Origin of the sequence: Kitasatospora sp. NPDC094016, assembly GCF_040304045.1 — a bacterium.
GTDB lineage: Bacteria > Actinomycetota > Actinomycetes > Streptomycetales > Streptomycetaceae > Kitasatospora.
In genome coordinates this window covers 17,189-40,138 of the sequence record NZ_JBEOUK010000049.1, presented here as the reverse complement: position 1 = coordinate 40,138, position 22,950 = coordinate 17,189, and the positions used below count along the sequence as shown (strand labels likewise).

Here is a 22,950-nt window from a genome sequence, read left to right as displayed (position 1 = left end):
CGAGGCCCACATGCCCTCCACTCACCCGAGCCGCACCTCCGCGCAGAGCCTGTTCCGGGGTGTCCTTCGCCTGGCTGCGACCGCTGGGCTCGCCCTCGACGCGGCCGTTCACGCACGCCTCGCGGGCCAGTACGATGCCGTCTCCGCGACGATCAGCGAAGGCGACCTGTTCCGCGCGCAGGCCGCCGCCGCGGCCCTGGCCGCACTCCTGGTGCTGGCCTGGCGCAGGCGACCCGGCGACCTCTTCGCCCTGGGCGTCGCCGCGGCGGGCCTGGCCGCACTCCTCGTCTACCGCTACGCGGACATCGGCGCCTTCGGCCCCCTCCCCGACATGTACGAGCCCATCTGGTCCACCGACAAGATCACCGCGGCCGTCGCGCAGGGCGTCGCGATTCTGGCCCTGTCCGTCCTTGCAGCCCGCCCGGCCGGCCGTGCCACCCGCGCGGGCTGATCACCGGTCCGGCCAGAAGTCCCCGGCGGGCAGCCCCGTGCTTGCCCCGGTACTGCCCGCACATTCCGCGTTCCTCCGCCACCGATACCGCGCCGCGCCCGCCGGGAGGCGACGGCTTGTTCCTCGTGTCCGCGACGCAGCCCGTTGCGGTGAGTGGTAGCCATCAGTGACCTTCTCGAAGCCCCCGGAGCCCGTGCGTGCCGAAGCCGCCGTCGAGGATCTGGTCACCCGTGTCGGGCACGGAGACGAGAGCGCCTTCAACCTGCTCCACGACGCCGTCAGCGCCGCCCTGTTCCTGATCGTCCTGCGGGTGGTGCGCGACCGCGCCCAGACCCAGGAGGTCGTACAGGAAGTACTGTTGGAGATCTGGGACAAGGCTCACCGCTTCGAGCCGGCCAGGGGCACCGCCATGGCTTGGATCGCGACCGTGGCACACCGTCGCGCCGTGGACCGCGTGCGCACGGCGCGCGCCGCGGCCGAGCGCGACCTGCGGGCCCGCCTGCTCGACCACGTCCCGGACTTCGACGACGTCAGCGAACAGGTCGAGCACCGGCTGCGGCACGAGCAGATCCGCGACTGTCTGCTGGCCCTCACCGACCTCCAGCGCCAGGCCGTCGACATGGTCTATTTCCAGGGCCTGTCCTGCCAGGAGTTCACCGACCGGCTGAACCTCCCGTTGGGCACCGCGAAATCCCGCGTACGGGACGCACTGCTGCGACTGCGCACCTGCATGGAGGACGGAACCTGAAGGTCCACCGCTCTACCCCGTAGATGAGTGAGTGGCCCGCCAAAGCCGCCCGGGGAAGGGGATCACGAACTGGGCTGTCCCGATCCGCCGTGTTGGGCAGGCTCGTGCGAGCCGCGCAGGACGGGGCACGCCAACCGTGGGCGGCGCCGCCCGGGGGAGGTGCCGCCCGGGGGAGGTGCCGCCCGGGGGAGGTGCCGCCCAGTTTCGGTGATGCGGTGTTCAGTTCTTCGAAGCGGCCTGGTCGGGGGCGGGCGTCTGTGCGAGGCGCAGGCCGGCCTGGAGTTCCTGGCGCAGCTGGTCCCCGAGCGGCTGTACCGTCTCTCGGATGTCGTCGGTGAGGTCGGACAGTTCCGGAGCCGCGGTGGTGAGGGCGCGGGCCACCAGAGCTTTGGGGTGCAGGTCCTGGGGGCGCAGGTCGGCGAACTCCGGGCCCAGGTTCTGCTTCAGCTCCTCGGTGCCGTTGCGGGCAAACGTCTGGAGGTTGCGCAGCAGCCGCATCGCGTCGGCGATCAGGGCGGGCACCTTTTCCGGCCCGAAGATCATGACGGCCAGAGCCATCAGGACAGCGATCTTGACCAGGCTGAGGTCGAGCACGTGAAAGCCCCTTGATGTGGAAAGTGGACTCGGCGGGTTGACCGGTGCGGCACCCCACGGTGCGGGGTCACCGGACGGCGTCGGTGAGTTCGCTCGTCTCAACGGCCTGTGCGGTCGGCGTCGGCGATGCCTGGTCGTCGGGCAGGAGCGCACCGGGCCGACGGGCCTTGCGGTGGTCGTGCAGCGAGCAGATGCCGAGGGCTGCGAGGAAGAGCAGGCAGATCGGGACGGCCAGGACCAGCATCGTCAGCGGGTCACCGGTGGGCACGACGACGGCGGCGAACACGAAGATCAGGAAGATGATGATCCGCCACCATCCCCGCAGCCGGGCGGCGCTGACGATGCCGACCAGGTTAAGGACGACCAGCAGCAGCGGAAACTGGAAGGACAGGCCGAAGACGACGACCATCCGCAGGAAGAAGTCGAGGAACTCCTCCCCGGGCAGCACCAGGCCGAAGGAGGCCGGCGTGAAGGAGGCCAGCAGCTCGATCGTCTTCGGGAAGACGCTGTAGGCCAGGGCCGCGCCGGCGGTGAACAGGGGGACGGCCGCGGCTGCGAAGCCCAGGCCGTAGCGGCGCTCCCTGCGGTACAGGCCCGGTGCGATGAATGCCCACACCTGGTAGGACCAGACCGGGCTGGCCAGCAGCACACCGACCACGAGGGCGACCTTGAAGGAGAAGCTGAGCGGGCTCAGCGCGCCCTGCAGGACGAGCAGCCCGTTCGGGCAGGCGGCGGTGGCGGCGCCGACGCCGTGCACGCGGGTGATCCGGCAGGCCGGGCCCGTCAGGGCGTCCACGACCCGCTCGTGGAGGGCCCAGCCCACCGCCGAACCCACCAGCAGGGACAGCGCCACCTTCGTCAACCGGGAGCGCAGCTCCCGGAGATGGCCGCGCAGCGGCATCACGGCACTGTTCGGATTGTCCGCCTGCCGGTCTCGGGATTTCACGGTGGCCCTTCCGCGTCCACGGAGCGGGCTCAGCGCGCGGAGCGCGACGGCTCGCCGACGGGTGCGGGGACCGGCTCGATGCCGCCGCCCTCCAACGCGGCCGCCTCCACCCGCGGGCCGGAGCCGGAGGTGCCCTCGTCCGAGTGAGCGCTGTCCTTCTTCAGCGCGTTCGTCTCGGCCTTGAGGATGCGCAGCGACTTGCCCAGTGCCCGTGCCGAGTCCGGGAGCCGCTTGGCCCCGAACAGTACGAGGACCACCAGGCCGATGATGACGATCTCCAAGCCGCGCGTCTGGAACATTCCCCAGTACCTCAGATCTCCGTGGATGGCCGATGGCCGCCGCGACGATGCCCGCCGGTTCCTGGGAGAGAGGCGGGAGCGTCCTATCGCATCGTCTTCGTGCCCCGCCGGACGGAAGATGGGTCTCCGCACGGCTCAACTTCTCCTTTCACCCGCTCGGGTGAGCGCCGGGGCGTTGAGCTGCGGCGCAGCTGGTCCGGCCGGGTGAAGAACGCTCGCGGGCGGTTGCGAGCCGCCTTGACCTGGGCCGTGCGCCCACACTTCACTTCCGGTGACCGCCCGGCGCCTGGGGCCATGGCCGTCACCTTCGATCGCCTTCCCGCCGGCGCGCATCTGGCGGCGGCGGGATCGTCCACCGTTGCGGGCGGCAATCAGGCCGAGCGGGCGGCCCGCCCATTCACTCCACACCGTTGTGAAGGAGAACCCATGTCCCCGGACATTCCCGCAGCCGACACCCCGCCCGACGGCCTGTCCCGCCGCCGCCTGATGCGCCAGGCCGCGGCCGTCGGCGCCGCCGGCCTGGCCGCGACCATGGCCACCGGCGCGGGCACCGGCTCGGCCGCCGCGGCCGAGACCGCCCCGGTAGCCGACGCGCACCACACATCGGTGCCCGCCCACGACGAGCCGATGATCGTGCACGTGCGCGACATCCGCTCCGGCCACCTCGACCTGTACAGCGGAGAACGCCACCGGCGCGTCCAGGACCCGGTCCTGGCCGCGGCCTTGGCCCGCGCCCTGGCCTGACCCTCCCCCGAACACCGGCCGGCTTCCGGCAGCTCCACCGGGAGCCGGCCGGTCACCCATCCCTGCCCGCACACCCCTGTGAGGTTGAAGTGTCCTCCCACCGCGAAGCCCCCGAGATCTCCAAGGACCCGGTCGCCGACAGCACCGACGTCTACGCCTTCGTCAGCCCCGACGACTGCGACACCGTCACCCTCATCGCCAACTACATCCCCCTCCAGGGCCCGGCCGGCGGACCCAACTTCTACGAGTTCGGCGACGACGTCCTCTACGCCGTCCACATCGACAACGACAACGACGGCCGCGCCGACGTCACCTACGAGTTCCGCTTCCAGGTCGAGGTCCGCAACCCCGACTCCTTCCTCTACAACACGGGCCCGATCACCTCCCTGGACGACCCGAACTGGAACCGCCGCCAGACCTACACCGTCACCCGCGTCGAGGCCGGCGAGCGCCGCCGCGTCCTCGGCGAGCGCCTGGCCTGCCCGCCGTGCAACATCGGCCCGCTCTCCACCCCCGACTACACCTCGCTGGCGAACATGGCGGTGCACCAACTGGACGGCGGCAGGAAGGTGTTCGCCGGGCAGCGTGCCGAGGGCTTCTACGTCGACCTCGGGTCGATCTTCGACCTCGGCACCCTGCGCCCCTTCCAGCAGCTGCACGTCATGCCCGCCTTCAGCCAGGGCGTCCCCGGTGTGAACACGACCAAGGCCCTCAACGTCCACAGCATCGCCCTCCAGGTCCCGATCACCGACCTGACCTGGAGCGGACGCAAGCCCGGAAACGTCACGGACCCGCACGCCACCATCGGCGTCTGGACCACCGCCTCCCGCCGCCAGGCCCGCATCATCAACACCACCGGCCACGACACCGAATCCGGGCCCTTCGTCCAGGTCTCCCGCCTGGGCAACCCCCTGTTCAACGAGGTCATCGTCCCCATGGGGAAGAAGGACCTGTGGAACTCCCAGCCCCCGGCCGACGACAAGAACTTCGCCCAGTACGTCGCCATGCCCGAGCTGGCCAAGCTCCTCCCCGCGCTCTACCCGGGCGTCTTCCCCAACCTCGCCGCCTACACCAAGCCCCGCGCCGACCTGCTCGCCATCCTCCTCACCGGCATCCCGAGCGGCGTCGTCCCCGGCTTCCAGAACTACACCGGCGACACCCAGGCCGACATGCTGCGCCTCAACGTCGCCGTCCCCCCAGCCGCCAACCCCAATATCCTCGGCCTCGTCGCCGGCGATCCGGCCGGCTTCCCCAACGGGCGCCGCGTCTTCGACGACGTCGTCACCGTCGAACTGCGCGCCGTCGCCGGTCTCACCCTCCCGCTGGTCGACCCGTCCTTCACCCCCGACGCCGCTACCAGCGCCATCACCGACGGTCTGACTCCCGCCGACGTCAAGAACCCCTACCTCGACACCTTCCCCTACCTCGGCGTCCCCTACGACGGCTACCACAACCCGTCCAACTGACCGGCCACGTGCTGGGGCGCGGGTGCCTGCACCCGCGCCCCAGCAGGAGAACGACGCCAATCCCCCGGACCGACGAGCGAAGACGAGCCCATGACCCACCCGCACGCCCATCCCCACCCGCACACCCACGCGCCACTGCCCGCCCCCTCCCGCGAAGGCAGCGTCGTCCTGGAGATCGGCGGCACCCTCGGCGCCCTGGTCATCTACACCGGCCCGGCCGACGACGGCCTGGAGATCGAAGTCAGCCCCATCGGCGTCGACACCCCCCGCACCCACGCCGCCGTCCGGCCTCGCCACCTCACCGCACACACCACCCACTGCGCCGTCATCTCCCCTCTCCCCGAGGGCGACTACACGATCTGGCGCACCCCCGACAGCCCGGACACCACCTGCACCATCCGCGGCGGCGAAGTCACCGAGCACCGCTGGTCCTCGGTGCCGAGTAGCAGCGGTACAGCGGTTGGCGCCAAGGGATGATCTTGGTTCCGGGGCGGCCCGACTGGAAGGGTCGCACGCTGGAGGTGTGGCCGAGGACCGGAACGCCGAGCTTGCCGCCCTCGCCCGCCAGGCTGTGGCCGCCGCGGGCGGCCTGCGGCTGCCGCTGGAGCGGATGGGCGATCTCGGCTGGCAGATGCAGGACTACAGCGACGAGGACCTGCTGAACGTCACCTCCGCCCTGCGCGGCACCGCGATCCTGATCGCCCTCGACGCCGGCGTCATGGACCTGTTCCACGAACTCACCGGCCGCCGGGTCCACAAGGTCCAAGACGCCGCCGAGTGGTTCCGAGAGCACGGCGGAGGCGACGACCGGTCATTGCCCGGCCGACCCGTGTCCGCTCTCCCGGCCGCCGGGGATGACCCGCAGGACGGGGCCGGAGGGGCGAACTCGCCGAGGTCGAGGGCGGCGTCGTGTGCAGCAGCCGGGCGGTGTCGTCGGGGAACGGCGGCGCCTTGGTGCCGGGAACGACGGGCTGCAGGATCGCGGCGACGAGCCGGACGGAGTGCAGAGCGGTGGTCGCCCGCGGGTCGATGCCGCCGCGGCGTGGCCGACGTGCCGCAGGGCGTCGAGGCGCTTCTCCAGTTCCAGCAGCATGTCCTGGGCCGGGACGTACGCCGGGTTGCTCCACTCCTCGCTCACCGCGCCTCCTCCCGGCCGGCGGCATCGGTGTCCCCGACGCGAGCTCCGGTCGGCTCCGGGTCGTCGGCCCAGGTGCCGACCGAGCAGGTCTGGCGTGAGTCGAACCCGGAAACACCGTCGAGGGCACCTGTCTCCCGGTGGCCCAGCGACTGTCGGCCGAACGGCTCCGGCCCCACTCGGCCGAGTTCAGTCGCGCACGGCTCCGGCCGCACGTACTTCGGCGAGCGCTTGCCGTGCCAGCGGGCCGAAGCCCTCGCCGTTGCCGGTGTCGATCCACTGGTCGTAGGCGATCTCCCAGACGAGCGCGCCCAGTTGCGCGGCCACGCGCGCGGTCAGGCTCGGGACTCCGCGGCGGTTCAGGGCCTCGATCATCGAGGCTGTGAGGTCGATCCTTTTCAGGGCTTCGCGTTCACGCAGCTCCGAATGGGCGTCCAGCACGGCCTGGCGCCGGGCGCTGTACTCGCGGCGGTCGAGCGTGAAGAACGTCCGGCCGAGCGCATCGAGGGCGTGGGCCACCGCGTCGAGGGGCCCGGCCGCCGGCGGTGCCGAGGCGATCCCTTCGACGAGCAGACCGGCCACCGCGCCCCCGTCGAAGAGCACCTCACGCTTGTCCGGGAAGTGCCGGAAGAACGTGCTCTTGGTGAGCCCCGCGCGCTCCGCGATCTCGATCACGGTCGTGTTCTCGTAGCCGCGCTCCTCGAAGAGGTCGAGAGCGGCGGCGGCGAGTCGTCCTGGTGCGTCGGGTTGCCAGCGAGCCATGGGAGCAGTGTACGGGACTTCATCCCATCACTGATGTAGGGTCCATGAGACCAAGTCCCATCACTGGCCAGGAGAGGTCACCGATGAGCAAAGCTGTGCGTTACCGGCGTTTCGGCGGTCCCGAAGTACTCGAACTGCAGGAGATACCCGAGCCGCACGCCGCCCCGGACGAGGTTCGCGTCCGGGTCACGGCCGCCGGGCTGAATCCGATGGACTGGCAGATCAGCGCCCAGCCCGACATGGCGGCGCGGTTCGGCATCACCTTGCCGGCCGGGTTCGGCAGCGACTTCGCCGGAGTGGTGGACGAGGTGGGCGCCGACGCCACGGGATTCGCGGCCGGCGACCGGGTGTACGGGGCGGCGATCGGCCGGTCCGTCGCGGATTTCGTGCTGGTCAAGACGGCTGCGGGAACGCTGTGGCACACCCCGGAGGGCATCGGCGACGAGGTGGCGGCCACGCTTCCGGTGGCTGCTCTGACGGCCGCCGCCGCACTCGCGGCGATCGGGCCCCGCCCCGGGGACACCGTCCTGATCGGTGGGGCGGCGGGCGGTGTGGGCGTCTTCGCCGTGCAGTTGGCGAAGCTCGCGGGTGCCCGGGTGCTGGGCACCGCCTCCGAGGGCACGTTCGGATTCCTGCGCGGGCTCGGCGCCGAGCCCGTGGCGTACGGCCCCGGCCTGACGGACCGGGTGCGCGCCGTGGCGCCCGAGGGGATCACCGCCGCGACCGACCTGTTCGGAAGGGAGGCGGCCGAGGCGGCGCTCGAGCTCGGCGCGGCACCCGAGCGGATCTCCGTCGTGGCCGACGGCCCCGCCCCGCCGCCCGGTGTGCGCAAGATGGGCGCCCTCGATGCGGATCCGGGCGCCCTGGAGCGGATCGCCGATGCGATCCATGCCGGTGAGATCACGGTGCCGATCGCGGCGACCTTCCCGGTCGAGCGGATTCGCGAAGCCGTGACGCTGCAGGCCGACAGGCACGTTCACGGCAAAATCGTGATCGCTCTGTGAATCGGCACGAGGCGGACTCGGCGACCAGGATTGACAGTCAAGCTGAATCCGCAATTCAGCCCGCAAACTCACGAGGTCGTGTGTGCTGGGCGGTGGCGCGTCGACGCCGTGATCGTTGACTGCGACCTGGGACGGGGGCCCAGTCGCGGTTGGCGACAGAGCTCCAACCGTCACCCCTAGTCCCTGGGGCCGCCGGATGCGGGCACACGGACGCGGCGCGAAACGCCGCGGTGGGCCGTTCGGGTGGTCGTCCCTCGTTCCGGCAGTCCGTCGGCGGAGCGGGTTCGAACGGGAGATGTGCGCGCCGGGGGCACGTACCGGTGTCGCGGTGCGCACGGGCGGGGTCCGGTCTCGGGGTCGGGCCTCGCCACCCCGCGCAACGCGGGGTCGTGGGGCTGTCAGAGAACGATCAGACCGAGCCCGAGAAGGCCGTGCCCGTACCCGAGGCCGTTGCTGCCGTGGTGGCCCTGGCCGTAACCGCTGTGGCTGCCATGGGAGTCTTCGCCGTAGCCGGTGATGTACGAGGCCTGGCTGCTCTCGCTGTAGCTGACGTCCCCGGCCGTAGCCGACACCTGGTGGCTGTAGTCGAACTCGCCGCCCCGCGAGGAGGCGAAAGCGGACCCCGCGGTGGGAACGGCGACGATCCCGGCCGTGAGCAGCACGATGGCGGCGGTACGGGCTATGTACTTGTTCATGGTTCCTCAATTCTCTTGTTGCGGGCGGCTGATGCCGTCGGCTGTGCCCGACGCTAGGCGGTGTGCAGTGGGGCCGCTCGCCGGGAGGCCCGAAAGGCTTGAGCGCGGACGGGAAGCGGCTGGCCCTGGTGCTCGGGGGTTCGTGGCCCGGGCCGGGCAGGGGGTGTGCTGGGGGACTTGGTTGCCCCGTTCGGGTGGTTGGGGCGGGGTGCGCCCTTCCGTCCCGACGCTGGTGTCGGAGTCACAAGAAAAGGAGTTCGGCGGCAACGGTGGTGGGAGTGTGGTCGCAGTGGTCCTCAGGACGCGACCGGTGTGGGTGCGGCCCGCGGCTGCCGGGGACCGGCAGCAGATCGCGGGGCTGATCGCGGCGGACCAACTGGCCTCCCCCTTGGCCACCATGTCGCGGGCGCAGGCGTTCGATTTCCGGCGCCCGGACGGGACGGTCGTTGTCGCCCACGACGGCTTCGGTATGGTCCTGGGCGCAATGGCACTGCGCCGCCGGGCGGCCGCAGGCCGTCTGACCGGGGGTGTGGCGTGGCTGCACTGCCGGGAGAACCCGGAGGCCGCGACCGCCCTTGTCCGGGCGGCGATCGAGAGGGGTTCGGCGCTCGCCGCCATCACCGCCTTCACCAACCCGGGCCCCGCGGAACCCGGCTTTCCCGGTCTGCCCCTGCATGACCGGCCGGTGAGCACCGAAGTATTCGGTGACGCCGGGTTTCGCACCATGGACCAGTGGCTCCTGTTCCACCGGCCAGGGCGGCGCGGTGCGTCCGTGGCCTGCGGTGGCCCGTCGCCGTGGGTCACGCCTGAGGGCGTTCTCCCCGCCCAGCGTCGCCCTGCACTGCCCGCTCTGACCCTCGCCGAGTGGCGTGAGCGTCTCCACCGTTCGCTGGAACGCTTCGACCAGACGGGCGGGGACGGCGCGCTGGCCACCGTCGACCTGCTGCGGTCACTGGCCCTGACCTGAGCCCCGCAGGCCCGGCCCGTTGCCCGGCGTGGGCGGACCGCTCTGGTTCGCCGACGGTTCCGCGCCCGCCGCGGTGCCGCGCGTTCGGGCGGACAGAACCGGGGCCATTGGGGCGGAAAGCCCACTGGAGCCGGCCGGACGCGGAGCGTGGTGCGCTCCCCGGGTCGGTGTCGCGTGCCTTGATGAAAGACCCGGCCCGGCGGCAGAGCCAGCCGGGTCGTCACCTCCGCGCCCGCCTTCCCGCGGCGCGGGGCACCACACGAAGGAGAACTCCGGATGCGACTTCGCGTCTCCACCCGCCGACACCTGGCCCGCTCCGGCACCTGCGCCGTCAGCGTTCTGCTGGCCGTCGTCTCGACCGTGGGCCTGGCCACCGCCACCGGCACCCGGGCCGCGGGCGACGGGTTCGGGCCGCCGCCGATGGGCGAGCACACCGTCCAGCCGCTGAAGAACGCCTGCGCCAGCGGTGAGCCCGAGGACCTGTGCCGAAACATCGGCGTCACCGACGGCTGGTTCAACGGCCACGACGTCAAGTTCCTCTATACCCAGAACTACTTCTGCGACCCGAGCGTCGCCTCCGGCGCCGACAGCGGCTGCGAGGTCGGCCAGAAGTTCAACACCGTCCCGCCCGGCACCACCTCGGAGGAGTTCACCGACCCGCTGTTCATCCCGGTCCCGCTGTTCAGCCCGACCCCGGCCAACCTCCAGTGCCCCGCCGGACCGTGCGTCGACCACCCGATGACGATCGACCTGTCCCGCATCGCCGCGGCCCTCGGCGCCAGCCCGGACGCGCTCAAGAACGTGCCCGTCCCCGGGCACGACCACATCATCGCCGACCGCAACATGGACCGCCCCGAATGGTGGCCCGTCTACGTCATCGGTGTGACCAACCCCGACTCCTTCGCCAAGATCCGGCAGGGCAAGGACCTCGCCACCGCCACCCGCCTCGCCCAGGACCCCAATTCCGGCGTCACCGCCCCCATCCCCACCAACCTCTTCCTGTGGTTCCAGACCCTCGCCGGGACCAGCGACGACTGCCCGCCCGACGGCCCGTACGGCACCAGCGTCGACCACGGAATCCCTGAGAAGAGCTGAAGGCGCAGCACACCGCCACGGGCCTGACCGGTCCGCCGGGCAGCCGGATTCCGAGACCGGACTCCGGCCTCACGCCGGCGCCGCCGAGGAGATGACCTGACGCTCCGTCCGGTAGCGCCCGTGCCGCCCCGACCTCCAGGCCCGGCGGCACGAGCACCCGGTCTTCGGCGCCCGCCCCGCACCGGACAGGCCGCTTGCCGAAACATCACCCGTTCGGCCCATCCACACCGGTGTCACCCAGGGCCCCGCACCCGGCGGCCCGGATTATCCGTGCCTCACGGCGGGCATCGTCCAGGCGGGCGCGCACCGCGTCCGAGCCCACCCCTTGCGAGGCGATTGCCATGCGCGACACAGAACCCGCGCCCGCCGCCGTCTTCTGCGGCAACTGCAACTGCGGCTGCCCCGAACTCTTCTTCGACCCCGCGGCACCGGCCGACCGGCGCATCCGCATCACCGACGACTTCGGCCAGCAGATCCACATGAGCACCGAGCAGTTCGCCGACATCCTCACCCAGGCCAAGAGCGGCTCGCTCGACCACATCACCGCGCAGGGCGCGTAACTCCCGCACACCACCGTGGAGCCAGCCGGGGATCGCCGTTCGGCACGCTCAGTTGCAACCGGTCCGGCGCTTGTCCCGCCGCCCCCGCTCACACCCTGGGCGTGCACGAACTGGCCGAGATGGCAACCGCGATTTCGAGCAGGGCCTCGTCGATCCCGACCAACCCCATGTCCGGGTACACAACGCGTTCCCCGACATCCACCGGCGCCGCGCCCGGCGGCGTGAGACCTGCCGCGGCCACGGGCCCTCACCGCGAGCCGCAGGTCAGGGGCCTGATTCGGCGTTGGTGATCGCATGGTGGTCGCAGGCGACCCTCCGGGTAGTCGTACCGCTAACCTCCGCGAGCCGATCAAGAACCAATGGCCGCTGGAGGAACAAGAAGTGCGCAAGTCACGACGTCCGGGCCGGGTCTACCGCCGCTTCGGATGCCGGGACGCCGACCGGCGCCAGCTCGGCGCAGCATGCCCGCGCCTGCCCGAGGAGGAGCACGGCACGTGGACGTTCGCCGTCGACGTCCCCTCCCTCAGCGGCCGCCGGCGCACCGTGCGCCGTGGCGGCTTCGAGGACGACTTCGCCGCCGAGACCGCGCTGCGGCGCTTCCTCGAAGGTTGCCGGCTGGGCTTCGATGCCGACCCGCACGAGACGGTGGCCGCCTACCTCGCCAAGTGGCTCAAGAGCATGGAGTTCCTGCTCAAGCCCACCACCTACGCCCGCTACCGCACCTACGTGCTCTGCGAGTTGATACCCGTCTTCGGCAAGCTGCGCCTGGAGGAGCTCGCCCACGACCACATCGCCACCTACACCCGCGAGCAGCTCGACGCCGGCCGAGGCCGCCAGGCCGTCTACCATTGCCTCGCAACCCTCTCCAGCGCCCTGGGCACAGCCGTGCGCGCCCACCGCCTGCCCTTCAACGCCGCCCAGCCCCTGCCCATGCGCAGGCCCCGCCCCGACGAACGCGTCCCCTGGACCGCAGAGCAGGCCGTCGCGTTCCTCTCCCATTGCCGCAACGTCGACCCCGCCTTCGCCGGCCTCTTCGAGGTCATCATCGGCACCGGTCTGCGCAAAGGCGAAGCCCTCGGCCTCCAGCGCCGTGCGTGCGGCTCGACGACCGCGTCATGTACATCCGCCACACCCTGTCCTCGGTCGACAACCACGAACTCGTCCTGACCGCCCCGAAGACCAGGAAGAGCCGCAACTGGGTGCCGCTGTCCTAGCGGGTCGCCGCCGCCCTCCAGCGGGCGATGGACCGCAGCACCGCCACTATCAACGGCCACGTCTTCCAGGGCCCCGACGGCCAGCCCCTCCACCCCGCCGCTGGCCACCGGCGCTTCCACGAGCTGCGCGAACAGGCCGCGCTGCCCCACGTCACCATCCACGACCTGCGTCACCTCGCCGCCACCCTCGCCCTGGAGGGCAACGTCTCCATGGCCGTCATCTCCAAGACCCTGCGGCACTCCACACTGTCGGCCACCGCGAACATCTACAGCCATCTGACCTGGGACATCGCCAGGGCCGCCGTGAACACCATCGAGGCCAGGCTCCACCTCGTCGAAGCCCGCACCCGGCACGGCCCGGACGCCCCCGGCTGCCACGTCGGCCCACCCAACCCGCTCTTCAGCCACGCGGCCTGACAGCCGCACCGCTGAAGCCGGCTCGGCTCTCCCAGCCGCTCCGGCCCCCAGGACCGACAAGCAGCCGGGATTCCCGGCTCACAGCTGACACCCGATAAACGTGCAGACCGTCGAAGCAGATGACGCCGCAGGTTCTGTCGGCATGCCCATTTCCCGCGAATCCGGGCCCGTTTCCGCGCCGAAGAGGCAACCAGTCCGCGATCGACGACGCGCGGATTCCCAGACGAATGAACAAATGCCCATCGAAGCCCTCCCCCACGAAACCCCCACCCTCGTCCTCCAGCTCCTCGACGCCGGCACCGCTCACCGCGACCGGCTCGTCTAACCAACCTGCGTCGGCCACAGAAGCCAGCCGACGATCAGCTGCCCGCAGGCCCCTTGTCGGGAGATCAAGGAGCTGGGATACATCGGCAGCCTCAACCTGCTCTACCGCTACATCACCCAGGGGCGCGCCGAGGGCGACAGGCCGGTCACCACCCCGCAGCGCTTCGCCCGCCTCCTGCTCACCCGCCCCGGGAACCTGCGCGACAAGGACACCGCACTCCTGCGGGAGCTAACCCAAGCCTGCCCCGAGATGACCGAACTCGCCCGCCTCACCGCCGAGTTCGCCCAGCTACTGAAACCAGCGGAGGGAAACGACGCCAAGCTCACCGACTGGATCACCACGGTCCGCGCCGCCGACCTGCCCCACCTGCACTCCTTCGTCAACGGCCTGGAACCCGACCACGCCGCCGTCGACGCCGGACTCACCCTCCCGCACCACAACGGCCGCACTGAGGGAACCAAGCGGATCATGAGGCAGATGCACGGCCGAGCCGGGTTCCCCCTGCTCCGCCACCGCATCCTCCTCCGCTGATCACTACACAGCGCTACCACCGATTACGGGACAGAGCCGGAATTCTGATACTCCCTTCAGCCGGGATCGGCGGGCACTGTGTCGAGTGCGTCCAACCAGTTCTCCGGCAGTGCGGTGGGCGGGCGAACGGATCGGTCGTGGACGAGGGTGAAGCGCACCCGGCCGCACGCGCGGGTGAAGGAGATGTAGGCGGTCAGGGTCTCGTCGGGTGGGAAGAGCGCCGAGGCGCCGGTCATGCGGGCGCCGGCGACGCGGGCGGGTTCGGGGTACGTCATCGAGGTCACGACGGCCGCGGTGGCGCGGGTGTGGGCGCCGGCGGCTGCCGTGGCGAGCCTGTCCGGCAACAGGGCGAGGGCGGCGCGGCGGGAGTCCTTGGCCCGGTGGCGACGCAGTGGTTCGGTCGTGCGGCGCACCAGCCGTACGGCCTCGCCCAGGTCCCGGGCCGTGGTGGGCAGGAGGAGCCGGTATCCGAGCATCCGGTTGCCGGGGGCGTGGCGTTCGGCGTTCGTGCGGTACGACATCGGGACCGCGACGGGGAAACCGCCGGGGCCTTCGGCGGGCCGGGAGCCGCGGGGGGCGCGCCCCAGGGCCAGGGCGAGGGCGGCGAGGCAGACGTCGTTGACGCTCGATCCATGGCGGTGGGCCAGCTCCCTCAGGTGGCGCTCCGACGCATCCCGCTCGTCGACCGAGTAGCGGCCGGACGTTGCGGGGTGGCCGGTGGCGGGGTCGCGCGGCCGTGCCGCGCGGGACGCGGCGGCCAGTTCCCGGGCGGCGTGGAGGATCCCGCGCACGGTCGGCCGTGCGGGCGGGTGCGGGAACGGGCCGGGGGTCGGGTCGTCGGCGGCCAGGGCAAGGAGCGTGTGGGCGCCGCCGATCCCGTCCTGGACGGCGTGGTGGATGCGGTAGCACAGGTGGAAGCGGTTCACGTGGCCGACGCGGATCACCCGCAGGTCCCACGGGGGGTGCGGCGGGGCGGGCAGGGGCCGGGCGAGGAGATCGGCCAGGAGGAACGGCAGGTCTGCGGCCGTCGCGGCCTGTTCGTAGCGCAGGTGGACGTCGGGGTCGGGCGGCTCCGCGCAGACGGGGAACACCCGGGCGTCGTGTTCCGGGCGCAGCACGGTCAGTGCGGGCAGGTGCGGGGCCCGCTGCCGGATCCGGGCGGCAAGGTGTTGCGGGTGCGGGGCCCGGCCGTCGAAGTCGAGTACGAGCATGGCCATCGGGACGCGCCCTGGCCTGTCGGGCCCGGGCGGGAGGAAGAGCCGGTCGAACGGGCTGAGCGGGTGGGCGGTCGGCGGCCGGCCGCTCGGCCCGGTGGCCGTGTGGCGCTGTGGGGTGCGGTGCACGGTTCAGCGCACCCTGGGCCGGTGGATCTGCGGCCACGGGGTGGGCATCTCGCCGACGGGCACCTCGATCACGGTGGGCAGGCCGCCGTGGGAGAAGGCGGTGCCGATGGCGGTACCGAGGTCTTCGGGAGTCTTGACGCGTACGCCGTGGGCGCCGAAGGACTCCGCGAGGCGGACGAAGTCGGGGTTGTGCAGTTCGGTGGCCACGGTGTGGCCGAACCGGTTGCGCTGGGAGCGGGCGACGTTGCCGAACGCGTTGTCGTTGAACACGACGGCCACGACCGGGATCCGGTGCAGGACGGCGGTGGCGAGTTCGTTGCAGGTGTAGAGGAAGCCGCCGTCCCCGGAGACCGAGAGGACCGGCCTGTCCGGGTTCGCGATCCGGACGCCGAGGGCTGTGGCGAAACCGAAGCCGAGGCATTCCTGGTAGGTCGAGATCACGTACGTGTACGGCCGCAGGACGGGGAAGGCCAGCCGTGCCGCGAGGCCGATCTGGGTGAGTTCCTCGACGAAGAAGCCGTCGGCGGGCAGTGCCGACCGCATGGCGGCGAGGTACTCCAGCTGGGGCTCCAGTAGTCTCACCTCGGCCGCGGTGTCGCGGCGGGCCTGTTCGACCGAGGCCCACCACCGCTCGCGCGGCGCGTGCTGCGCCGTCCCGTCGGCCAGGGCCCCGAGCGCCCGGGCGGCGTCGGCGAGGAGGCCGGCCGCGGGTGCGGCGACGCGGTCGAGTTCGGCCGGGTCGAGGTCGATTCTGATGACCTTCAACCGGTCGTCCAGGCCCCACTGCAGCTGAGGCCGCATCAGGCGGGTTCCCGCGGCGAGCACCACGTCGACCTGCGGCCAGAGGCGGTGGGCGGCCTGGAGGGGGATCGCGAGTTCGTGGTCGTCGGGCACGATGCCGCGTCCGCCGGTGTCCGCGGTGACGGGCGCGTGCAGCAGGCGGGCGAGCCGGGTGATCTCGGGGGCGGCTTCGCGGGCGCCGCTGCCGACGAACAGCAGGGGCCGCTCGGCTTCCGTGAGCAGCCGTCGTGCGTGCCGGACGGCGTCCGGATCGGGCGGCCCGTCGGCCGGCGGGGCCGGCCAGGGCTGGGCGGCGGCGGCCCGTGCGGTGAGCACGTCCGCGGGAATCTCGACGGCGACCGGACGCGGACGCCCGTGGCGCAGCCGGTGGAACGCCTGCCCGAGCACGGCGTCGGTCTGCTCCGGGCGTTCGACCCTCGCCGCCCAGCCGGTCAGGCTCCGCAGGATCGTCAGCTGGTCCGGGAGTTCGTGCGGCAGGCCGTAGCCGCGGCCGATCGCCGGTGCGGCGATCTGCCCGGCCAGGCAGAGCATACGGGCGTCTCCCGAGTATCCGAGCGCGAGTCCGGCCGAGGCGTACAGCACCCCGGCGCCGGAGACGCATGCGAAGACGCCGATCCGGCCGGTGGAACGTGCGTACCCGTAGGCCATCATGGCGGCCGCCTGCTCGTGCCGGGAGTGCACCAGGCGCACACCGGCACGGGCGAGTTCCCCCAGCAGCGGGTCGATCTGCTCGCCGGGCACGGTGAAGACCACGGACACGTCCTGCTCGACGAGCCGGTCGGCGATCCGGGCGGCGACACTCACTGCCACCGGCTGCTCCTCCCCTTGTGTCCGGCTCCGCCGGCCCATCCGCCGGCCGATCGGGCGGGTCCGCGCAGGCTCGTGTCCGGACCACGATCCGTGTGACCGGGGGACCGCCGGTGCCAGTGTCCCGTCGCCGCCCCGGTGCCGACGGACGCGCATCACCCACATGGCTCACCTTCCACCGACTGATCACCCGTCCGGGCTACGGATCGAGGGCGCCATGACGCGCCGGCTGCTCAGCGGGTACCGGACGGCGGGGACCGTATCCGGCCCGGACGGTGCCGACCACAGTCTCGGCGGTGGCCCGGACCACGGCGGATGGCGTACGGCGCACCGGCGCGGTCCACTGGAGGACCGGCCCCTCGTCGGGCACGGCCGCCGCCGTCGTCGCGGGCGGACACGCCCGGGCGCTCACCGGCAGCACGACCGTTTCCCGACCCCACGCCCCGGGCGGGCCCGTCGCGCCCCACCGGGCCGGCCGTGCCCGCCCGGGACCGCGCGCCCGAGCCCGCCCCGTCTTCAAGGAGCGCCTCCATGATCCCCGTGCTCATCGCCGCCGCCGCGGCCCTCGGCATCACGTACGCCGCACGTCGCCTGTGGGCGCTGTCGTCGGCGGTCCGGCTCCGGGGATTCGAGCGGATGAACAGGGGGCCGCTCGTCATGGTTCCGGGCGAGAGCGTCGGTGCGGACTGCTTCAAGACGCTCTACCGCCACCCCGCGACGCGCCGCCGACGCCAGGGCGCGGCCCTGTCCAACCTGCACTTCTACTGGCTGTGGCCGAGTGCCGGGATCCACCAGGAGAACCTTGAGGACGGGCCCGGGTACGACCGGGTCGCGGCCGCGACGCGGCGCCTGCTCGCCGTCCCGCCCGCCCGGGCACACCGGACCGCGGCGCGGTTGACCACCGAGGCCCTGGAACGCCTGGACGCGCGCAGGCCCACCGCACTGCGCGTGCGTGACCTGATGACGCCGGTCTGGGCCGAGTTCTTCTACGAACTCGTCTTCCGCGAACCCTGCCCCGCGGCCACCCGCGCGCTCATCGTCGCCAACTCCGACAACGTCCTGGGGACGATCAAGCACATCACGCCCCTCGACCTGCGCGTGCGCCGGCGGCTCGTGGCCGTGCTGTCCGAGCGGCTGGCCACCGGCCGCCCGGTGCCCGCCCTCCCGGACGCCCTCACCACCCGTCAACAGGCCCTCTACCTCCAGGGTGTCTTCTTCGGCACCGGCGTCGCCCAGATGTCGGAGGCGGTCGCCCACCTGTGCATGAACCTGGCGACCCGCCCGTCCCTCCAGCACAAGATCACCGCCGATGCCGACGGCCGGCTGCTCGACGCCGCGATCCAGGAGTCGCTGCGGCTGTTCCCGCTGTTCGGCATCGCCCACCGCGTCACCACCGCGGACATCGAGATCCCCGGCTTGAGCATCCCCCGGGGCACCGTGCTCTGCTTCGACTACACCGCCTACCAGCGCCAGGGTTTCGAGCGCCCCCACGACTTCCTGGCCGAACGCTGGCTGCACCAGGACCCGCGCACCGCCAACCACGCCCCCTTCGGCGTCACGGGCAACCGGCCGTGCCCGGCGCGCGGCATCGCGCCCGGCCTCATCGGCGCCGCCGTACGCGAGATCCTGCGGTGCCACACCCTCGACACCGCCGCCCGGCACACCCGACCACTGCACAACCGGGGCCCGTGCATCCTCACCCCGCGCCCCGCCACAGCGGCCGCAGCGCCGTCGAGCCGCGACGGCACCGGACTGCTCCGTCTGCGCATGCGCGTACGCGACCAGGCTGACGAGATGTACTACCGCATCGCCCAGATCGTCATCGGCACCCGAACCGTGCGACGGGCGGAGCGAGCCGGACTCTGCGACCGAACGTTCGAAGACCGGGAACGGACCTCCACCTGACAGGGCCACCGGCCCCCCGGAGGCCGGAGCAGCGGGTCCGGACAGCGCGTCCGGCTCGGGCGAACGCCGGACAGCACACCCGGCGTGTCCTACGGTTGCCACGAGGACCGGCATGTCGTCGTGCGGCAGCCGCCGTCGCGGCGAGGACCGGTTCGCTCCTCACCGTCAGCCGAACGGAGAGCACCTCATGCACCGCAGAGTATCCACTGCCCCTGCCGCGATCACGGCCCTGCTCACGGCAGGACTGCTCACGCTTGCACAGCCCGCCCACGCCGCGGGCACCGCCGACCTCTACGCCACACTGAGTGCGTCGGCGGTCGCGGGGACGGTCACCTACCGGACCCACTTCGACAACGCGGGCCCGGACAGGGCCGCGGGCACCGTCACCGCCACCGTGACGCTTCCCGCCCAGACCACCAGCGCCACCGTCGACCTCGCCGACTGCGCCTACGACAACGGCACCAAGACCGTCACCTGCGACCTGTCGGGCATGCCCGTCGGACAGGGCGTCATCCCCGTCGTGACGGCGCAGATCAGCCCCCTGGCCCTCGGCACCCTCACCGCCACCGCCCGCATCACCGGCACCGACCCCGATCCCGACCCGGCGAACAACACCGCCGCAGCGCCCTGCACCGCCCTCACCGGCCTCCTCATCCTCTGCTGACCCCGCGCCGGGACGCGTACACCGGCCGAGCGCCGCTCGGCGGGGAGGCCTGCGATCCCCCGGGGCCGAGTCGGCCGGTCCCCGTCGCCGGGTGTCGGCCCCCAGGCCGTCCGCCGAGGCCGAACACCCACTCCGGGCCGACCGCGCGGGCACCGCTCGCGCTCGTCGGACCGCCGCGGGGCGGTGTTCCTCCGCCCTGCCCCGGGGGCCGGTCAGCGCGGACCGGAGTGCTCCGCGCGGCCGGTGTCCTTCGGCGGCTGGCCTGAAGTGGTCTTCCCGTGGCCCATCCAGAGGAACTACTCTGCGCGTACGGATGGTTGCTGAACGTGTCCGACGGTGTGTCGTGGGTCGGGCGGGATCCCGTCCGCCCTGCGGCACGAGCGCGCCTGCCCGCGTGCTCCTTCACGGACGGTGACCAGGAGAACAACGTGATGGGAGTCCGCAGGTGACGAGTCCTCGCGATGCGTCGTTGACCGGTGACGAGACGATCGAGACGTCGTTCGGCACGATCCGCCTGGAGCAGAACTACCCGACCGACGAGTCCTCCGCCCTGCTGCTCGACCAGCTCGACCTGCAGCGGGCCTGTCAGGCGTACCTGTGGTTCCTGCCGCTGATCGGCGCCGCGACCTGGCGCGACCAGGCCGCGGAGACCTTCGGTGCGAGCGGGTTCGGCGACTTCGTCGTGTACCAGACGCTCCGCGAGAAGCGCGGCATCCTCACCGCGAACCTGACGACCCCGTACATCGGGAGCTTCCTGAGCCTGGCGGACGGGCCGGTGCTGTTCGACTACCCGGCCGGACCCACCGCCGGCGGGGTGTTGGACTTCTGGCAGCGCCCCGCAGTGGACCTGGGCCAGACCGGGCCCGACGGCGGCGAAGGCGGCGGGTACGTCGTCCTGGGCCCGGACGCCGACGCCACCCCGTACGAGGACTCCGGCCGGGTCGTGGCGCGCTGCGCGACGGTGAACTGCCTGATCCTCTTCCGGGTCCTGGACTCGGACCCCAAGACGATGGAGTCCATCAAGGACAACTTCCGGATCTGGCGGGAGGGATCGGACCCGGCGCCGGCGCGCTTCATCGAGGACGTGGACCGGGAGTGGAGCGCCACGCCCGCCCGCGGCCTGCGGTTCTGGCAGGACCTCGACGCCGCCCTGCAGCAGGAGCCGGTGCGCGAGGTCGACAAGGGCGTCATGGCGATGCTGGAGCCGCTCGGCATCGCCCCCGGGCAGCCGTTCGCGCCCGACGCCCGGCAGAAGCTGATCCTGGAGAACGGGGCGGCACTCGGCGAGCTGATGGCGCGCGCCAACCAGGTCAACCCCCGCTACACCTCCCCGTACTGGGAGGGCACCGGCTGGTACAAGAGCTTCGACTTCGTCCTGGAGCAGGAGACCGACACCGTCCTGCAGCTCGACGAGCGCGCCACCTGGTTCTACGAGGCCGTCGGCAGCAGCGAGGGCATGGTCAACCCGAGCCCCCGGGTCGGCCAGGTCTACATGACCACCAAGCGCGACGGCGACGGGAAGCTGATCCGCGCCGACCGCACCTACCGGCTTCACGTTCCCGCCGGCGTCCCCGTCGCCCAGTTCTGGTCCCTCACCCTGTACAGCGAGGCCACCCGCCGCCCCTACGACAACGGCGGCACCGAGATCCGCGACGTCAGCCTCGACAGCCGCGACGACCAGCTCGCCTTCAACGACGACGGCAGCATCGACCTCTACATCGGTCCCACCGCCCCCGACGGCGCCGAGAGCAACTGGATGAAGACCACCGGCGACGACGGCTGGTTCGTCTACTTCCGCCTCTACGGGCCCACCGAGGCGTTCTTCGACAAGACCTGGGCCCTGCCCGACTTCACCGCCCTCTGACCCACCCCGCCCGACCGCCGTCTTTCCGTACCGTACCGGGAGGTTGTACTGATGACGTCCATGTTCGAGCGTTACCGGGAGCTGGCGTCGCTGCCGTTCGACGGGGGATACCCCACCCACAGGGCGGCGCGGACGCTGGACGAGGAGCTGTACTTCCAGCGGGCCGTGCAGACGTACCTGTGGGCGCTGCCCGCGGTGAACGTGTGCGCGATGCGCGACGGCCTGGGTGGGGCGTTCGGCTACGGCTACCAGGTGGTCGCGGTGTTCGAGCAGCGGCTGAAGCCGCGCACCGTCATCACCACCCCGAACTGCGACGTCATCTACGGGATGGCGTTCGCCGACCTGAGCGTGACCGGCCCGCTGGTGGTCGAGGCCCCGCCCGGCATCCAGGGCCTGGTCGACGACTTCTGGCACCGCCCGCTGACCGGGCCACTGATCGACGGCGTGCAGTACCGCGGGGACATCGGCCTGCCCGGCCCGGACGCCGGCAAGGGCGGCCGCTACCTCGTCGTCCCCGACGGCCTGGAGCCGGAGAACGAGGGCGACTGGGACGACTACTTCGTCTACCGCAGCACCACCGACGGCATCTACTTCCTCCTGCGCGGCTTCTTCACCTCCGTCGACGACCTGTCACCCGGCGTCGAGTCGGTCGAGAGCATCCGCTTCCACCCCCTGGCGGGCGACACCGCCCCGATGCAGTTCGTCCACGCCTCCGACACCCCCGTCGACGCCCTCTTCCCGCGCGACGCCGCCTTCTACGACGCGCTCGACGCGTTCGTCCAGGCCGACCGGGTCGACCAGGTGGACCCGTACATGCACGGCGTCCTGGCAGCCCTCGGCATCCGCAAGGGCCAGCCCTTCGACCCGACCCCGCGCCGGCGCGAACTGCTGGACCTCGCCGCCCGGACGGCCTGGAAGATGGCCAAGACCGCCGCCGCCGAATTCGACCGCGAACCGGACGCCCTGTGGTGGGCCGACCGCCAGTGGGTCGCCCACGCCAAGACCAAGCAGGACGACTTCTGGCACACCCTCCTCGACGAGGAGTTCCGCGACCGCACCACCGGCCACACCGACGTCAACGCCAAGGCCCACATGTTCGTCAACCACTACTCGGTGAGTACGGGCATGATGGGCTCCACCGTGGGCGCGGGCGCCAAGTACGCCAACGCCTACCGCGACCACGACGGCGACCTGCTGCGCGGCGAGGACACCTACCGCATCGACCTGCCCGCCGACCCGCCCGCCCAGCTGTTCTGGTCGCTGACCCTCTACGACGCCGACACCGCGGCCGAGGTCGATGCCGACGGGCAGACCTTCTCCTCCCTCAACGGCATGAACGACATCGTCTTCAACCCCGACCAGTCCATCACGCTCCACACCGGACCCGAACGCCCCGACGGCGCCCCGAACTGGATCAGGACCGTCCCCGGCCACGGCTGGTTCGCCATCATCCGCTTCTACGGCCCCGAGGAAGCCTTCTTCGAAGGCCTGTACAAGCCCGGCGACTTCGTGAAGGTCACGACCGACCCCGCCGCCTGACCGGCCCCTGCCGACGAACCCCCGCGGTCGGCCTCCCGAACCTCACGGTCGGGAGGCCTACCCATCCGCTCCAC

At 71.9% G+C, this 22,950-nt stretch carries 21 protein-coding genes and 2 pseudogenes; 16 read left to right on the top strand and 7 right to left on the bottom strand.

Going from position 1 to position 22,950, the window contains the following annotated elements:
• Window positions 1–10: 10 nt before the first annotated feature.
• Together ABT015_RS31940 and ABT015_RS31935 are read left to right on the top strand one after the other, a co-directional pair.
• Window positions 11–451 (top strand): hypothetical protein, encoded by a 441-nt coding sequence (locus ABT015_RS31940; protein WP_350885371.1) that lies wholly within the window; start codon window positions 11–13, stop codon window positions 449–451.
• 193 nt (window positions 452–644) lie between these two features.
• Window positions 645–1,199 carry a sigma-70 family RNA polymerase sigma factor gene (locus ABT015_RS31935; protein ID WP_350885369.1) on the top strand — a complete coding sequence of 185 codons (555 nt, stop codon included), beginning with the start codon at window positions 645–647 and terminating at the stop codon, window positions 1,197–1,199.
• Between the two features lie 219 nt (window positions 1,200–1,418).
• Here ABT015_RS31935 and ABT015_RS31930 read toward each other — a convergent pair whose 3' ends face one another.
• From ABT015_RS31930 to tatA, 3 genes are all read right to left on the bottom strand, one after another.
• Window positions 1,419–1,793: a twin-arginine translocase TatA/TatE family subunit gene (locus tag ABT015_RS31930; protein ID WP_350885367.1), complete on the bottom strand. Its 375-nt coding sequence runs from the start codon at window positions 1,791–1,793 to the stop codon at window positions 1,419–1,421.
• A gap of 67 nt (window positions 1,794–1,860) precedes the next feature.
• Window positions 1,861–2,739 carry a twin-arginine translocase subunit TatC gene (tatC, locus tag ABT015_RS31925; protein WP_350885365.1) on the bottom strand — a complete coding sequence of 293 codons (879 nt, stop codon included), beginning with the start codon at window positions 2,737–2,739 and terminating at the stop codon, window positions 1,861–1,863.
• Window positions 2,740–2,768: 29 nt separating this feature from the next.
• The gene (gene tatA / locus ABT015_RS31920) at window positions 2,769–3,038 is read right to left on the bottom strand and encodes a Sec-independent protein translocase subunit TatA (protein WP_350885363.1); all 270 of its coding nucleotides are present in this window, start codon (window positions 3,036–3,038) and stop codon (window positions 2,769–2,771) included.
• A 426-nt stretch (window positions 3,039–3,464) separates the two neighbouring features.
• Between tatA and ABT015_RS31915 the strand changes: the two genes are divergently transcribed.
• The 3 genes from ABT015_RS31915 (at window position 3,465) to ABT015_RS31905 (ending at window position 5,725) form a co-directional block, all read left to right on the top strand.
• Complete coding sequence (locus tag ABT015_RS31915) at window positions 3,465–3,782, top strand: hypothetical protein (RefSeq protein WP_350885361.1); 318 nt, start codon at window positions 3,465–3,467, stop codon at window positions 3,780–3,782.
• Window positions 3,783–3,871: 89 nt separating this feature from the next.
• Window positions 3,872–5,248, top strand: a complete 1,377-nt coding sequence (locus ABT015_RS31910) for a DUF4331 domain-containing protein (RefSeq protein ID WP_350885359.1) — start codon at window positions 3,872–3,874, stop codon at window positions 5,246–5,248.
• 90 nt (window positions 5,249–5,338) lie between these two features.
• The gene (locus ABT015_RS31905) at window positions 5,339–5,725 is read left to right on the top strand and encodes a hypothetical protein (RefSeq protein ID WP_350885357.1); all 387 of its coding nucleotides are present in this window, start codon (window positions 5,339–5,341) and stop codon (window positions 5,723–5,725) included.
• Between the two features lie 847 nt (window positions 5,726–6,572).
• Here ABT015_RS31905 and ABT015_RS31900 read toward each other — a convergent pair.
• Entirely contained in the window at window positions 6,573–7,145 is a 573-nt protein-coding gene (locus ABT015_RS31900; RefSeq protein WP_350885355.1) for a TetR/AcrR family transcriptional regulator, read from the bottom strand.
• Window positions 7,146–7,228: 83 nt separating this feature from the next.
• Between ABT015_RS31900 and ABT015_RS31895 the strand changes: the two genes are divergently transcribed.
• Entirely contained in the window at window positions 7,229–8,149 is a 921-nt protein-coding gene (locus ABT015_RS31895) for an NADP-dependent oxidoreductase (RefSeq protein WP_350885409.1), read from the top strand.
• A 398-nt stretch (window positions 8,150–8,547) separates the two neighbouring features.
• Here the strand turns inward: ABT015_RS31895 and ABT015_RS31890 are convergent, their stop codons facing one another.
• Window positions 8,548–8,844, bottom strand: a complete 297-nt coding sequence (locus ABT015_RS31890) for a hypothetical protein (protein WP_350885353.1) — start codon at window positions 8,842–8,844, stop codon at window positions 8,548–8,550.
• Window positions 8,845–9,124: 280 nt separating this feature from the next.
• Between ABT015_RS31890 and ABT015_RS31885 the strand changes: the two genes are divergently transcribed.
• The 6 genes and pseudogenes from ABT015_RS31885 to ABT015_RS31860 form a co-directional block, all read left to right on the top strand.
• Window positions 9,125–9,811, top strand: a complete 687-nt coding sequence (locus ABT015_RS31885) for a hypothetical protein (RefSeq protein ID WP_350885351.1) — start codon at window positions 9,125–9,127, stop codon at window positions 9,809–9,811.
• A 276-nt stretch (window positions 9,812–10,087) separates the two neighbouring features.
• A complete protein-coding gene (locus ABT015_RS31880) occupies window positions 10,088–10,906 on the top strand; it encodes a hypothetical protein (RefSeq protein ID WP_350885349.1) in 819 nt (272 codons plus the stop codon).
• Window positions 10,907–11,247: 341 nt separating this feature from the next.
• Window positions 11,248–11,466, top strand: coding sequence for a hypothetical protein (locus ABT015_RS31875; RefSeq protein ID WP_350885347.1), 219 nt, complete (start codon window positions 11,248–11,250; stop codon window positions 11,464–11,466).
• Window positions 11,467–11,847: 381 nt separating this feature from the next.
• Window positions 11,848–12,633, top strand: a complete 786-nt coding sequence (locus tag ABT015_RS31870; RefSeq protein WP_350885345.1) for a tyrosine-type recombinase/integrase — start codon at window positions 11,848–11,850, stop codon at window positions 12,631–12,633.
• A gap of 65 nt (window positions 12,634–12,698) precedes the next feature.
• A pseudogene (locus ABT015_RS31865) lies at window positions 12,699–13,097 on the top strand (tyrosine-type recombinase/integrase); the annotation flags it as partial.
• 379 nt (window positions 13,098–13,476) lie between these two features.
• A pseudogene (locus ABT015_RS31860) lies at window positions 13,477–13,953 on the top strand (transposase); the annotation flags it as partial.
• Between the two features lie 56 nt (window positions 13,954–14,009).
• On the opposite strand, the gene ABT015_RS31855 reads toward ABT015_RS31860, so the two are convergent.
• Together ABT015_RS31855 and ABT015_RS31850 are read right to left on the bottom strand one after the other, a co-directional pair.
• Window positions 14,010–15,296 (bottom strand): wax ester/triacylglycerol synthase domain-containing protein, encoded by a 1,287-nt coding sequence (locus ABT015_RS31855; RefSeq protein WP_350885343.1) that lies wholly within the window; start codon window positions 15,294–15,296, stop codon window positions 14,010–14,012.
• A gap of 3 nt (window positions 15,297–15,299) precedes the next feature.
• Window positions 15,300–16,907 (bottom strand): thiamine pyrophosphate-dependent enzyme, encoded by a 1,608-nt coding sequence (locus tag ABT015_RS31850; RefSeq protein WP_350885341.1) that lies wholly within the window; start codon window positions 16,905–16,907, stop codon window positions 15,300–15,302.
• A 528-nt stretch (window positions 16,908–17,435) separates the two neighbouring features.
• On the opposite strand from ABT015_RS31850, the gene ABT015_RS31845 reads away from it, so the two are divergent.
• The 4 genes from ABT015_RS31845 to ABT015_RS31830 all read left to right on the top strand — a co-directional run bounded on the left by ABT015_RS31845 (window position 17,436) and on the right by ABT015_RS31830 (window position 22,876).
• Window positions 17,436–18,809 (top strand): cytochrome P450, encoded by a 1,374-nt coding sequence (locus ABT015_RS31845; protein WP_350885339.1) that lies wholly within the window; start codon window positions 17,436–17,438, stop codon window positions 18,807–18,809.
• 187 nt (window positions 18,810–18,996) lie between these two features.
• Window positions 18,997–19,473, top strand: coding sequence for a hypothetical protein (locus ABT015_RS31840; RefSeq protein ID WP_350885337.1), 477 nt, complete (start codon window positions 18,997–18,999; stop codon window positions 19,471–19,473).
• Between the two features lie 445 nt (window positions 19,474–19,918).
• Window positions 19,919–21,337 carry a DUF1214 domain-containing protein gene (locus ABT015_RS31835; RefSeq protein ID WP_350885335.1) on the top strand — a complete coding sequence of 473 codons (1,419 nt, stop codon included), beginning with the start codon at window positions 19,919–19,921 and terminating at the stop codon, window positions 21,335–21,337.
• Between the two features lie 51 nt (window positions 21,338–21,388).
• Window positions 21,389–22,876: a DUF1214 domain-containing protein gene (locus ABT015_RS31830; protein WP_350885333.1), complete on the top strand. Its 1,488-nt coding sequence runs from the start codon at window positions 21,389–21,391 to the stop codon at window positions 22,874–22,876.
• The last annotated feature ends 74 nt before the right edge of the window (window positions 22,877–22,950 follow it).

Excerpts from the sequence above, each read along its gene's own strand:
- tatA (WP_350885363.1), bottom strand. The coding sequence starts at position 3,038 with ATGTTCCAGACGCGCGGCTTGGAGATCGTCATCATCGGCCTGGTGGTC.
- ABT015_RS31895 (WP_350885409.1), top strand. The coding sequence starts at position 7,229 with ATGAGCAAAGCTGTGCGTTACCGGCGTTTCGGCGGTCCCGAAGTACTC.
- ABT015_RS31830 (WP_350885333.1), top strand. The coding sequence starts at position 21,389 with ATGACGTCCATGTTCGAGCGTTACCGGGAGCTGGCGTCGCTGCCGTTC.
- ABT015_RS31890 (WP_350885353.1), bottom strand. The coding sequence starts at position 8,844 with ATGAACAAGTACATAGCCCGTACCGCCGCCATCGTGCTGCTCACGGCC.
- ABT015_RS31900 (WP_350885355.1), bottom strand. The coding sequence starts at position 7,145 with ATGGCTCGCTGGCAACCCGACGCACCAGGACGACTCGCCGCCGCCGCT.
- ABT015_RS31875 (WP_350885347.1), top strand. The coding sequence starts at position 11,248 with ATGCGCGACACAGAACCCGCGCCCGCCGCCGTCTTCTGCGGCAACTGC.
- ABT015_RS31880 (WP_350885349.1), top strand. The coding sequence starts at position 10,088 with ATGCGACTTCGCGTCTCCACCCGCCGACACCTGGCCCGCTCCGGCACC.
- ABT015_RS31915 (WP_350885361.1), top strand. The coding sequence starts at position 3,465 with ATGTCCCCGGACATTCCCGCAGCCGACACCCCGCCCGACGGCCTGTCC.
- ABT015_RS31845 (WP_350885339.1), top strand. The coding sequence starts at position 17,436 with ATGATCCCCGTGCTCATCGCCGCCGCCGCGGCCCTCGGCATCACGTAC.
- ABT015_RS31940 (WP_350885371.1), top strand. The coding sequence starts at position 11 with ATGCCCTCCACTCACCCGAGCCGCACCTCCGCGCAGAGCCTGTTCCGG.
- ABT015_RS31905 (WP_350885357.1), top strand. The coding sequence starts at position 5,339 with ATGACCCACCCGCACGCCCATCCCCACCCGCACACCCACGCGCCACTG.
- ABT015_RS31840 (WP_350885337.1), top strand. The coding sequence starts at position 18,997 with ATGCACCGCAGAGTATCCACTGCCCCTGCCGCGATCACGGCCCTGCTC.